The sequence below is a fragment of the Bacillus sp. BS98 genome (assembly GCF_008432245.1).
GTDB classification, from domain to species: Bacteria; Bacillota; Bacilli; order Bacillales; family Bacillaceae_G; genus Bacillus_A; species Bacillus_A toyonensis.
In genome coordinates, this window is sequence record NZ_CP043830.1 from 1,042,170 (window position 1) to 1,055,213 (window position 13,044).

Here is a 13,044-nt window from a genome sequence, read left to right on the forward strand (position 1 = left end):
TAGTCCAATCCATATATGAGGACTACAGCGCACATAAATGAATATGTATCAGGAAAAAGGAAGTATACTTCTATTTCAGGGAAATTCGTGAAATATTTGATATAAATGGTATACTAATGTAGAAATAATATTAGGAGGCTATGTATGATAAGTCAGTTGAAAAGAGAAGCACTTGATGCATTAAAAGGAAAATGGGGATTAGCAGTAGGAGCAACCTTATTAATTGGAATTCTTATTGGAGCTGTGGAATTTCTAACGACAGGTATTTTCTCAATGTTTTGGGGTTGGGAAGAAGCAAGTGATTCGCTTACAGTAACTATTATTGCAATGCTTATTATCGGTCCGTTAACAACGGGTGCTTATTACCTAGTTTTAAATGTAATTCGTGGAACTAATGCTAGTATTGGTCATGTATTTAGATGGTTTAGCGATGGAAGTAAGTTTATGAAAGCATTTTTAACATATTTACTAATGTATGTATACGTAATTCTATGGACATTACTTCTTATTATTCCGGGTATTATTAAATCATTTTCTTATTCTATGACGTATTTTATTTTGAATGATCATCCAGAATATACAGCGAATCAAGCAATTACTGAAAGTCGCCGTATGATGAACGGACATAAAATGGATTACTTTTTACTATGCTTAAGTTTCCTTGGCTGGTTCATTTTAAGTATTCTTACTATCGGAATCGGTTTCTTATGGTTAGCACCTTACTTCTATTCGACATCGGCAGCGTTTTATGAAGAGATTTCAAAAGAATATTACAAAAAAGAAGGTACTACTTTCTAATAAAGTGAAACTTTAATCAGTGGGGGGTTCTTCATCCCCACTGATTATTAGTTGAACTAATCGGGCGTTTACGGGCAGTTGATTCCTCACCTAACTTCTTTGCTTTCGCTAAATTTTGAGGTGGGGGTCTTACTGCCCGCAAATAGCGGGATAAAACATCTAAACTGAATATAGGGAGCAGATGGTTTAGATGTTTTGATATGTGTTCTGTTTTGGGATTCACTTCAGGATAAGGTATAGGTTTTTATATAGAAATTCTTCCCTCTATGATTTATCATAGAGGGTTATTTTTTTATGTGAAAATGATAGAAAATAGTGAATAATATATATGAAAGGAAAAAAGTGAGGTGAATGAGAGTGAGCAAATTTTTAATTCCGTATTCATTTTCTATATTAAGTTTCTTTATTTCAGCAACGGCACTTGATTTATATGATAGGATGAGAAAAAATAATGAGATGATTTCGCCGAACATACTTGGAAAGATAATTCAATCTATTTCGCAAATGGGAGTCCTTACATTGTATTTCGGAGTACCTATTATTTTAGGTGGATGTCTTCTTGGTGAGATATTGTTTAGAGGTATCATTTTACGATTTAAATTGAGCTATATTATATCTGTATTATTATATTTACTCTTAGCTTTTAGTATTGTTTTCATAACGGTAGGGATTCCAAATACATATGAAGATTCCAATATTTTTTTCATGGGGATAACTATGATTTGTGCTGTTACATTCTTTGTGGGTCGGGATATATGGGAGAAAAAACAAGTTAGTAATGGAGTGGGAACATGAAATACACTTGTCCGTGTTGTGGGTATAAGGTGAAACTTTAATCAGTGGGGATTTTGTTCATTCCCCACTGATTATTAGCCCTCACCAATCGGGCATTTATGGACAGTTGACCTCCCGCCTAACCCCTTTGTTCTAGCTGAATTTTGAGGTGGGAGTTTTACTGGCCGGCAAATAGCGGGGTAGAACAATAGAAGAAGAACCCCCAGGTCCAGAAAAACCGGAAACAACAGATCCAGAGAAGCCTGGAACACCAAATCCAGAAAAACCTGAAAAAGAATTACCGAAGACAGGACAGAAAATGCCTGTGGAACCATATATGGGAGCATTTCTTGTAATGATGAGTTTTGGATTACTCGTATTAGGTAGAAAACAGCAGAGATAATAAAAGTGAAAAGGTATCCTTCAAGTATTTGAGGATACCTTTTTTATTTTATTTGGCATAAAAAAAGCATCTAGCAAAAGTACTAGATGCAAATAAAAATACAAGGGAAGATAAATGTCCTCACGTTTTCATAGTGTTTTGTTGAAAAAAGGGCTATCTATGTAATTAATTTTAACGCGTAAGGAAAGAAGTTTCTTTCCTTACATGTTTGAAGGGGGATAGTCCAACGGTAGGTAGGGAAAATAATGTGAAAAAAAACTATTGTATGTTTAAAAACGTTATGTTACATTTGTGTTACAGATAAGTTACAAAACGTAACTTTTGTTACGTTTTGTTTTCTTATGTTTTCGATAGATTACGAGTTGTAGTTCGTATTTCCAATCAACTGAGAATATTTAAAGTTGAAGAAATAACAAACTATAAACTAAAAATGGTTTTTCTATGTGTATGAGAGTGTGTAGTAAAGATTTTGAGTGGGAGCTTTATCCGCATTATTAAAATTCCTTTCGGTCTTAAAAGAAGAAGACTACCAACTATTTAGAGTTTTAAGTAATGATAGTAAATGAAATGTACTTCCTTTCCCGCACACAATGTAGTACATATTTTACTGTTAGTCTAAGTACTACACAGACTTTTATACATATGATGTTATTGTTTTAGGAGTATATAGGGGGAGAGAAAATGAGAAAGTTATTAACGGTAATTGGACTTACATTTTTAATGTTGGCTGGATGTAGTAATGGGAACTTTGAAAAAGCAATGGATGAGGGAAAGACTGCACTAACGAATAAAGAATATAAAACAGCCTTATCGTCATTTGAACGAGCGCTAGATGAGAAAAAAGATGATTCAGATGTAAAAGTACTTGTAGAACAAACGAAAGCAATGATTGAAGCAGTGAAGTTAAAAGAGGAAACAAAGGTAGAAGAGTCAATCAAGTCATTTGAAAAAGTAGAGAGCGTGAAGAATGGAAGTAATACGCTGTTAAAACAAGCGAAGGAAGAACGAACAGCATTACTAGCCATCTTAGAACAAAAAAAGAAATATAGCGAGCAACTGACGAAAAGTGAAGAGTTCATAAGTAAGAAAAATTATGCAGAAGCGAAAGAGATATTAGATAAGCTAGTTTCCGAAACGAAAGGTAACAAGAACTTTGAAGAATATAATAAAAAAGCTGTAGGATTAGTTACTAAAATTGGTGAAGAGGAAAAAACTGCAAAGAGTGAAACAGCAGCACCGAAGGCACAAAAAACAGATGCAGGAACGAGTCAAAAAGTGGAGCCTGAAAAGAATCAAAAGGTAGCAACAGAAAAGAACCAAAAAGTAGAGGCAGAAAAGAACCAAAAAACAGATCCAGAGAAGAATCAAGAGGTAGAGACAGGAAAGAATCAAGATGCATTTACTTTTGAGAAAGCTAAAGAATATATTAAAAATGAATATAAAGAAGAATATGATTACACGTTAGAGAATACGCAAGTAGAAAATGGAAAGAAATATTATCAAATAAGAGTGCGTACGACATATAAAATAGAAGGTGCAGCTGGATCAGGATTTACTGGTGTATTCAAAGTATTCGAAGATGGTACAATTGTTGAAGTGCACTAGATTGATGAAAAGAATATGATACAAAACAGTAATCTGTCAAAAATAGAGATAATAAAAAGGTATCCTTCAAGTACGAGGATACCTTTTTACATTTTAAATCGTTCTTTATGACTAATCTTTAATTATTAATCCGAGTAATGTTGCAAACTGAATAGCTTGATATGATGATACTTTACATCCTCTTAGATTGTTCACTGAAACGGTAAGTGTATCAAAATTAGAAGAACTAATATCTATTCCCTTCAGTGATGTTTGATCAAAATTTGCTTCGTCAAGGCTACATGAATTGAATTCAACTTTTTTTAGTTTACAGTCAAAAAAATCTGCATTATTTAATGAAGTTGCATTAAATATGATCTTTTCTAGTTTAGAATTTCCAAGTGAAGCTAAATTCAAAATTGAATTTTCAAATGTAACATTTCCTAAGCTAGATTCTGTAAAATTAACGCCAATTAATTTACTGTTTTTAAATTCGACTCTGTGAACAGAAGAGTTGCTTAAATTAACATTTGATAAATCGCAGTTCTCAAAACAAACATCTGTAATATCAATACTGCTAAAGTCTGTATTGGTAAACTTACAATTTTTTATCACTGCATTATATAAACGCACTCTATCTACAGATTCATTTTCAAAAGTGGAATCGATGATTTCACACATTTCTAATGTTGAATCTTCTTCATAAAAAATATCGTGAAAATTCTTTAAAGATAACTCTGGCGAAATTTTTGGTCTATCAATTTTCATATTATATCCTTCTTTCATTGAATTAGTTAGCTAGAAAAAATGTATCATCTATTTTAACCTCTTTTTTAAATAAATTCGATGATTGTAATGGCACCTAGTAACTTTTCTAAGACTGCCAAGTTGATTTTTAAACTCACTTATTTATAATCTTTTCTTTTAAGGTTTCCATATTTTACACGACCCATTTTTTATTATCCTTCCACTAACTTTAACGATAAAATAATAACGTCTCCCTTTAGAGGAGAGTCAAGAATAAGGGGGCGATATAAATTGGAAAATTTATTTTCTATTGGTGAAGTTGCTAATATGAAAGGCATTACAATAAAAGCTTTAAGATATTATCATCAAACAGGCATTCTTATCCCAGTATATATTGATGCAAAAACGGGTTATAGATACTATTCGGTAGATCAATTTGTTTATATTGATATAATTAAAGTTTGTAGAGCTTTAGGAACGAGTACGAAAGAACTGCAAAAAATTTTCACGGAAAAGAATATGGATGAATTATTAAAATTTTTAGCATTAAAAAGAGAAGAAACTGAGCAAAAGATAAAAGAGATGCAAGCAGTCATTCATACGATTGATAAACTAGATAATAGTGTACAAGTCGCTAAAAAGGTACTAGTACATAATCAAATAACAATACAGTATTTTGAGAAACGTTATATCGTCACTGCTCCATGCAAAGAAGTGGGTAATTTTAAAGAATTCCTTTATTATTCAGAGGTAGATAAAATTATTCAGGAGAGAAATTTAGAAACAACGATGGAGATTGGTATAGCATATACGGTTCATTCAAAATATAGATTTGAACCAAAGTATGCTTTTTCTGTGTTATGTAAATATGATTACACACAGAAAGAGCAAAATATAGATATCTTACCAGAAGGTAACTATTTAACGCTGGCCTATAAAAAGAATAATAAAGAAGAAAGTATGGAGAAATTAAAAGATTATATAGAGAAAAATAATGTAACAATTAAAAATTGCATTGAAGTGGAATTATTAGATGAGTTTTTTAGTACGGATTCTTACAGTTGCCAAATGCAATTGCTTATAGGGAATGAATGAAAACGAACTTTAGAGTATACTCAGAAATAATATAAACTAGAAAATGAAGCTGGATTATGTAAGTACAATTGTTGAAAAGGTATCCTCACATACTTTGAGGATGCTTTTTTAGTATAAAAAAAGGCATCTAGCAAAAGTACTAGATGCAAATAAAAAACACAAGGGAAGACAAAATTCTTCCCTTTTCCCGTATGTAATTATATCAAAAAATTTATAAAAAACTAGCTTTATTTTTTATATAATTGATGTGTGAAGCCGTGAAAGGAAAAGATTACACTATTTTAGTAGTTTTTTGTTAAAAAAAGGAGCTGTATATATGATTAATTTTAAACCAGAAAATTTAAATCAATTATTAAAAGTGACGCTCATAAGTGCGAATAAGTCTTATGATGCGATTAAAGATTATGAGTTTACAAAAGAAGCAGTAGTATTCCGTATAGACTTCAAATATATTGGCGTTTCTCTTATGATTGTAGATATGCTAGGAAGATCGGCGGCGAGATTTAACATTTTGCCATTTGCTAAACCAGATACGAATGAGATAGATTACATCCAGTTTCAAGTGTATTCGATTAATGAAGGGAATTTTAAAGAAATGCTTGATACGATGTAAAAAAACTATAATTTTACAAAAATGTATATACCAACTAATATATAAGTAATACATTCATATAATTGGAGTGATGAGATGCAGCCGTTAGAAAGGGAGATTCATTCTAATATGCTGAAAGTGTGGCGAATTCACGCTTTAATTGGGGCGGCAGTTATACTAGCAGTCGTAATTGCGTATTTCTTTTTTATGATTAACTTTAACTGGTGGGGTTGGCTGTTCGGATTGTTAGTAACAGGCGCTATTACATTTATCCCGCTTGATTATTTTGTATTTCCAAATTTACGTCAACGCTATTATAGTTACAGATTAAATGAAGAAGAGATTGAGATTCAAAAGGGAATGTTCGTTGTAAAACGTGTACTTATTCCGATGATCCGTGTGCAGCACGTAACGATTGAGCAAGGGCCGATTATGAGAAAGTATAATTTAGCAGAATTACACATTTCAACAGCAGCAACTTCTCATAGTATTCCAGGTTTAACGAAAGAAGAAGCAGAACAGCTGAAAAGACAAATTGGAGAACTTGCGAAAGTGAGTGATAAGGATGTATAAGAGGCAGCATCCGATCACGATATTATTGAGTATTCGAATTTCGGGTTTATTTCCTTTTATCCTTCTTGTAATATTTCGCTCTGATGAAAATGAGCCTTGGTATTTATTTTATTTTGTTTTGTTGTTTCTTTTATTCGTGATGGCTATTTTCTCCGCTGTGAAATGGTATTTCAAAGTGTACTGGATTGAGAATAATATTTTACATATAAAGCATGGTGTGTTTGTAAAGAAAGAAAGCTACTTAAATAAAGAACGTGTGCAAAATGTTAGTACATCTTCTAACATCATTTATCAAATACTTGGACTTACAAAATTAAATATAGAAGTTGCAGGCGGCGGTAGTGAGCCAGAAGTGATGTTAGCTGGTATTAAAGAAGATGAAGCGAAGGCACTAATTGCTTTATTGCATAAAGAAAGAAGCGTTGTGGCTGAAGAGGTGCCTGCGGAAGAAGGTAGTAAGACAGTTTATCAGTTAAAAGCGAAAGAAATTTTATTCGCATCTATTACATCTGGTAGATTTGGATTAGTGTTTTCTATGTTAGTAATCCTTTACACAGAGTTTAATCAATTTCTACCAGAATGGCTCATTAATAAAGTGGAAGCGTATGTGATGGATAACGGTGTATATGAATTAATCGTTATGGCAGCAATTTTAATGGCAATTTCTTGGGTTATTTCAACAGCAGGCTATGCGTTAAAATATGCAAACTTTAAAATTGAGCGAAACGGAAATGAAATTCGCATCGTACAAGGGTTATTTGATAAGAAAGAGTTTGTGTTAAAATTGCACCGTATTCAAGCAATTACTGTGAAAGAAGGCATTCTCCGTCAGCCTTTCGGTTATTGTTCTGTGGAAGTAGAAGTCATTCAAAGTATAGAATCCGCTGGGAATGAAGTGATGCTACATCCTTTTATGAAGAAAAAAGATGTGCAGCAGTTACTCGCATATTTACAGTTGCCGTATGAAATGGAAGAGGAAATCGTTTATTTACCGAAAGCGGCATTGCGCCGTTACATCATCATGGGCTGGATTACAACTGCTGTGCTCGCTGTGCCGATCGTTAGTGCGAGTATATATTTCAAACAATATATCGCGTTATTCACTCTTATCCCGCTATGTATCGGATTTACAATACTCGCATACGCTCGTTATACTAGCGGCGGTTATATGATGAGAGAAAATCAATTAACGATGGTATACAGAGGTCTTGCGAAATATACAGGAATCATGCGTAGAAGGCATATTCAAGCGGTGGGGTACAATCAATCATATTTTCAAAAGAAAGACGAGTTATGTACAGCTGCCGTATCGGTAGCAGGGCATCGTTATAAAGTGAAGCACATGCGAAAAGAGGACACACTTCGTATATATAATTGGTACAAAGAAAAAGGAAACACCGGTGTGTAGTGGTGTTTCCTTTTTGTTATTAAATGGATATCTTTAGTCGAATCGTTGATATATTTCAAGATGTGATAGATATATTCGAAAAATCGTTGGTATAATTTCACGTACTCCTAGTGTTGTATTACTTTTTAATTAAACTAACACATCAAAAGTAGTCACAAAAGAAGGACGAGAGAAAATACTCTTTTGCTGTTCTGCATGTGGATGCGCCTGAGCCTGTGATTGTCCCTCTGCTTGTGCAGGACGTTTTTTATGAGCGTTTTCGAATGAACGTGATTCTGTCCAGTCTTTAAAGTTTTGCTCTGTTTCCCACATCGTTAAGATGACATATGTATCGTTACTTAATGGGCGTAGAACGCGGATCGCTTGAAATCCTGGTTCGTTTTCAATAAGGCCTGCACGGTTTTTAAAACGGTTTTCAAATACAGGGCGACCTTCGTCTGTGACAGAAATGTTGTTACAAACGATATAGCCAGGTTGTCCTTTAAATTCGCCAACAGCATCTAGTACGTCATATTGAAGAGATCCTTCTACAGATTCTTCTGTATTTTCTTTATAAAACATATCTTTTTCATTATTTTTTGCAGTGAAATGTGCTTGTTCTAGAGGTGTTTCGTATGAAATAATAGCCTTCATTTTAGTGCCCCCTTACTTATTTGTTTCTATTATATCAACTCTCTTAAAAAACTTCGAAGATTATATACATAAAGATACTTCTTTTTCAAATAATAAATGTACCATCATTTGGAAAGAAGGCCGATGTATGAAGAAAGTAAAGTGGACTTTATTAGGTGGGTTAGCGACGCTTGTATTAGCGATTGTAATCTATAAACTTATTGTGTTAGCTGGTGGCTATATGATGGATGAAAAGCAGCTCGTTTTCCACTCTTCATCACGTATCGTTGACCAGAAAGGGAAAGAAATTACGAAATTATACGTAGAAAATAGAGACCTCGTACCAATCGAGCAAATTCCAAAATACGTGCAGCAGTCGTTTATTGCGGTGGAAGATTCTCGTTTTTATGAGCATCAAGGAATTGATTATCCGTCAATATTCCGTGCTCTTTATAAAGACACGTTAGCTGGAGAGAAGGTCGAAGGCGGTAGTACGATTACGCAGCAACTTGCTAAAAACGTCTTTTTAACTCGTGAAAAAACATTTACGCGTAAGTTGAAGGAAGTCGCAATCTCCCTTCAATTAGAGCAAAAATATACGAAGCAACAAATTCTTGAAATGTATATGAATCATATTTATTTTGGACATGGAGCTTACGGTATTCAAGCTGCAGCAAAGTTGTATTTTAATAAAAATGTAGAAGATTTAACAGTAGAAGAAGGGGCAATGCTTGCAGGTCTTCCGAAGTCGCCAAACGGATATTCACCGTATTTTTCTCCAGAGAAGAGTAAAGAACGCCGTGATCTAGTATTGTCACTTATGCATAGACAAGGTTATTTGACTGCTGAAGAAAGCGTTCGCTATCAAGGAAAGACAATTGCTCTATATAAAAACTTAGATGAGAATGAACTCGCATATATGCCGTATATTGATATGGTCATAGATGAAGCGGCTCGTTTATACGGATTGTCTCATCAAGAAGTACTTCGCGGAGGATATACGTTTGTCGTATCGATGGATGAAAAGATTCAAAAGGTGGCGTATAACCAGTTTCAAGATGCGCGCAATTTCCCTGGTAAAGAAAATGGGGCGCAAGGTGCATTTTTATTAATGGATAATCGTACGGGCGGGATTAAAGCTGCGATTGGCGGAAGAAAGTATGTCCCGAGAGGATTTAATCGTATTTTTGCAAAAAGGCAACCGGGCTCTGTTCTGAAACCACTTATCGTTTATGCACCAGCATTAGAAACGAAAAAGTATAATCCGTATTCGTTATTAACAAATGACAAAGCTTCTTTTGAAGGTTATGAACCTCGAAATTACAATCGTCAATATACGAAAGAAATGACGATGTATGATGCGATTTTAGATTCAGCAAACGTACCGGCAGTTTCTTTATTAAATGAGTTAGGGGTCGAAGAAGGAAAGCAATATTTAGAGAAAGGAAATGTTCATATTGCAGATACTGGGTTAAGTACAGCGCTTGGTGGGCTGAAAAACGGTGTTTCACCATTTGATCTTGTAAAAATGTATCGTGCATTTTTAGCAAACGGCAATATTATTGAGCCACATGTTATTGATAAAGTGTTAAATAGACACGGCGCAGTCATTGGAGAATCGCCAAAAGTAGAGACGAAAGTCTTCTCGAAACAAACAGCATGGTATATGACGAAAATGTTAGAAGGAGTTGTAAAGGAAGGGACAGCCAAAGTAGGTGTCTATAACGGTGCGTTGGCTGGAAAAACGGGTACCACTTCAATTCCTAATGATGATAATGGAGCAAGGGATATGTGGTTTGTTGGATATACGCCGAATTTAGTGGGAGCAGTTTGGGTCGGCTATGATCACACGGATAAAGAGCACAAATTGCAAGGCGAAAGTGCAGCTGCAACGAAGTTATTTAAGAAAATTTTAACGAAGGCAAATGTAGAACAGAAAGAAAAGTTTATGCAGCCAGAAGGTGTAGAAACGATTGGTGCCCCAATTCGGTTGCGCAAGATTGAAGATGTAAAAATGAAACTATCATTTAGTCCTTTCGGTTTATTTAAAGCAAAATTAAGCTGGACACCACTTCCAGATGAAAGAATTATGTATCGAATTTATAGAGTGGAAAACGGAATTCATACGCATGTGAGTACTGTAACAGGTGTCGGAGAATATGAGGAAAAGTTTATTAACATATTCTCAAAACCGAGTTTTTACGTTGTGCCATTTAACACACAAACGAACCGTGAAGGAGAAAAGTCAAAAGTAGCTAAACCATAGATTTTCTCTGTGTTATAATAAGAATGTTGTGAAAATAGTAAGCGGTTTTACGAATGTTTGTGTCAATTTCATGAACAACGTACATAATGTTATGCAATTTGTTTTTACAAGCTGTATAGTAAAAAAAGATAAATATCGGAATAGAACGTATTTAAAGCAAAAGCATTGGTAGGGAAGGGAGCAAGGGTCTTGGTAAGAACTATAAATGAGACATTTTTAAAAGCATGTAGGGGGGAACGTACAGAGTATGTACCAGCATGGTATATGCGTCAAGCAGGTCGTTCGCAGCCGGAATATAGAAAGATAAAAGAAAAATATTCTTTATTTGAAATTACACACAATCCAGAGTTATGTGCTTACGTTACAAAGTTACCAGTTGATCAATATAACGTAGACGCAGCAATTCTTTATAAAGATATTATGTCACCACTACCTGCAATTGGTGTGGATGTAGAAATTAAATCTGGTATTGGACCAGTAATTGATAATCCAATCCGTTCTTTACAAGACGTAGAAAAACTAGGGGAAATCAATCCAGAAGATGACGTACCGTACATATTAGATACGATTCGTTTATTAACGACAGAAATGTTAGACGTACCGTTAATCGGTTTTTCAGGAGCTCCATTTACGCTAGCGAGCTATATGATTGAAGGCGGTCCATCTCGTAACTACCATAATACGAAAGCGTTTATGTATGCAGAGCCGAAAGCTTGGTTCGCTTTAATGGATAAGCTTGCTGATATGGTTATTACATATTTAAAAGCGCAAATTAACGCAGGAGCAAAAGCAGTTCAAATTTTCGATTCATGGGTTGGAACAGTAAATGTAGTAGATTATCGCGTATTTATTAAACCAGCAATGGAACGTATTTTTGCAGAAGTTCGTACGATGGGTGTACCGATGATTATGCACGGCGTAGGAGCTGCACATTTAGTGAACGAATGGCATGATCTGCCTCTTGATGTAGTCGGTTTAGACTGGCGTTTACCGATTGAAGAAGCGCGTGCACGCGGCGTTTATAAGGCGGTACAAGGTAATATGGATCCTTCGTTCTTACTTGCACCATGGTCTGTTATTGAAGAACATGTAAAAGGTATTTTAGATCAAGGGATGAAGCAGCCGGGTTATATCTTTAACTTAGGTCACGGTGTATTCCCAGAAGTAAATCCAGATACATTAAAACGTTTAACTACATTTATTCATGAGTACTCTAAAGAACAGTTAGCGAAGTAAAGGAGATTGGCTGTATGAAAAAGAAAATTGGTTTGCTTGTAATGGCATACGGAACGCCATATAAAGAAGAAGACATTGAACGTTACTATACACATATTCGCAGAGGAAGAAAGCCAAGTCCTGAAATGCTAGAAGATTTAACAGAGCGTTACCGTGCAATTGGTGGTATTTCTCCTTTAGCTACTATTACATTAGAGCAAGCTAAAAAGTTAGAAATGCGTTTAAATGAAATACAAGATGAAGTAGAGTACCACATGTATCTTGGTTTAAAACATATTGAACCGTTTATTGAAGATGCGGTACAAGCTATGCATAACGATGAAATAGAGGATGCAATCGCACTTGTTCTTGCGCCTCACTATTCTACATTTAGTGTGAAATCATATGTTGGACGAGCGCAGGAAGAAGCTGAGAAACTTGGAAACTTAACAATTCATGGCATTGATAGCTGGTATAAAGAACCGAAGTTTATCCAGTATTGGGTCGATGCAGTGAAAGGTATATATAACGGTATGTCAGAAGCAGAACGTGAAAAAGCAGTATTAATCGTATCTGCTCACAGCTTACCAGAGAAAATTATCGCACTCGGCGATCCATATCCAGATCAATTAAATGAAACAGCTGATTATATTGCAAGGGGCGCTGAAGTAGCAAACTATGCAGTAGGATGGCAAAGTGCAGGAAACACGCCAGATCCTTGGATCGGTCCGGATGTACAAGATTTAACGAGAGAATTAAATGAAAAGTACGGTTATACTTCATTTGTTTATGCACCAGTTGGATTTGTTGCGGAACATTTAGAAGTTTTATATGATAATGACTTTGAGTGTAAAGTGGTGACTGATGAAATTGGCGCGAAATATTATCGTCCAGAAATGCCAAACGCATCGGATGCATTCATTGATTGCTTAACGGATGTTGTATTAAAGAAAAAAGAATCTGTATTGTAAGAAGAA

At 34.7% G+C, this 13,044-nt stretch carries 13 protein-coding genes; 11 read left to right on the top strand and 2 right to left on the bottom strand.

Annotation, left to right across the window (positions count from 1 at the left end; genetic code table 11):
- The first annotated feature begins 144 nt into the window (after window positions 1-144).
- The 4 genes from F0362_RS05445 to F0362_RS05465 all read left to right on the top strand — a co-directional run bounded on the left by F0362_RS05445 (window position 145) and on the right by F0362_RS05465 (window position 3,580).
- A complete protein-coding gene (locus tag F0362_RS05445) occupies window positions 145-798 on the top strand; it encodes a DUF975 family protein (RefSeq protein WP_000625392.1) in 654 nt (217 codons plus the stop codon).
- A gap of 351 nt (window positions 799-1,149) precedes the next feature.
- Complete coding sequence (locus F0362_RS05455; RefSeq protein ID WP_080326584.1) at window positions 1,150-1,593, top strand: hypothetical protein; 444 nt, start codon at window positions 1,150-1,152, stop codon at window positions 1,591-1,593.
- A gap of 187 nt (window positions 1,594-1,780) precedes the next feature.
- Complete coding sequence (locus F0362_RS31225; RefSeq protein WP_225988021.1) at window positions 1,781-1,975, top strand: LPXTG cell wall anchor domain-containing protein; 195 nt, start codon at window positions 1,781-1,783, stop codon at window positions 1,973-1,975.
- Window positions 1,976-2,656: 681 nt separating this feature from the next.
- A complete protein-coding gene (locus F0362_RS05465; protein ID WP_149889688.1) occupies window positions 2,657-3,580 on the top strand; it encodes a hypothetical protein in 924 nt (307 codons plus the stop codon).
- Window positions 3,581-3,691: 111 nt separating this feature from the next.
- Here the strand turns inward: F0362_RS05465 and F0362_RS05470 are convergent, their stop codons facing one another.
- Window positions 3,692-4,327 (bottom strand): pentapeptide repeat-containing protein, encoded by a 636-nt coding sequence (locus tag F0362_RS05470; protein ID WP_000687253.1) that lies wholly within the window; start codon window positions 4,325-4,327, stop codon window positions 3,692-3,694.
- A gap of 270 nt (window positions 4,328-4,597) precedes the next feature.
- On the opposite strand from F0362_RS05470, the gene F0362_RS05475 reads away from it, so the two are divergent.
- The 4 genes from F0362_RS05475 (at window position 4,598) to F0362_RS05490 (ending at window position 7,974) form a co-directional block, all read left to right on the top strand.
- Window positions 4,598-5,401 (top strand): MerR family transcriptional regulator, encoded by an 804-nt coding sequence (locus tag F0362_RS05475; RefSeq protein WP_000429188.1) that lies wholly within the window; start codon window positions 4,598-4,600, stop codon window positions 5,399-5,401.
- A 316-nt stretch (window positions 5,402-5,717) separates the two neighbouring features.
- Entirely contained in the window at window positions 5,718-6,014 is a 297-nt protein-coding gene (locus F0362_RS05480; protein ID WP_000606832.1) for a hypothetical protein, read from the top strand.
- A 75-nt stretch (window positions 6,015-6,089) separates the two neighbouring features.
- On the top strand, window positions 6,090-6,566 hold the full coding sequence (locus tag F0362_RS05485; RefSeq protein WP_001182713.1) for a PH domain-containing protein: 477 nt from the start codon (window positions 6,090-6,092) through the stop codon (window positions 6,564-6,566).
- Window positions 6,559-7,974, top strand: a complete 1,416-nt coding sequence (locus tag F0362_RS05490; protein WP_000278163.1) for a PH domain-containing protein — start codon at window positions 6,559-6,561, stop codon at window positions 7,972-7,974. Before F0362_RS05485 ends, F0362_RS05490 begins: the two co-directional genes overlap by 8 nt.
- Window positions 7,975-8,103: 129 nt before the next feature.
- Here the strand turns inward: F0362_RS05490 and hmoB are convergent, their stop codons facing one another.
- Window positions 8,104-8,607 (bottom strand): heme-degrading monooxygenase HmoB, encoded by a 504-nt coding sequence (gene hmoB / locus F0362_RS05495; protein ID WP_000644080.1) that lies wholly within the window; start codon window positions 8,605-8,607, stop codon window positions 8,104-8,106.
- A gap of 127 nt (window positions 8,608-8,734) precedes the next feature.
- On the opposite strand from hmoB, the gene F0362_RS05500 reads away from it, so the two are divergent.
- From F0362_RS05500 to hemH, 3 genes are all read left to right on the top strand, one after another.
- Window positions 8,735-10,852: a transglycosylase domain-containing protein gene (locus F0362_RS05500; protein ID WP_000756256.1), complete on the top strand. Its 2,118-nt coding sequence runs from the start codon at window positions 8,735-8,737 to the stop codon at window positions 10,850-10,852.
- Window positions 10,853-11,041: 189 nt separating this feature from the next.
- Window positions 11,042-12,088 (top strand): uroporphyrinogen decarboxylase, encoded by a 1,047-nt coding sequence (gene hemE, locus F0362_RS05505; protein ID WP_000252625.1) that lies wholly within the window; start codon window positions 11,042-11,044, stop codon window positions 12,086-12,088.
- A 14-nt stretch (window positions 12,089-12,102) separates the two neighbouring features.
- A complete protein-coding gene (hemH, locus tag F0362_RS05510) occupies window positions 12,103-13,038 on the top strand; it encodes a ferrochelatase (RefSeq protein ID WP_000726795.1) in 936 nt (311 codons plus the stop codon).
- Window positions 13,039-13,044 lie beyond the last annotated feature (6 nt).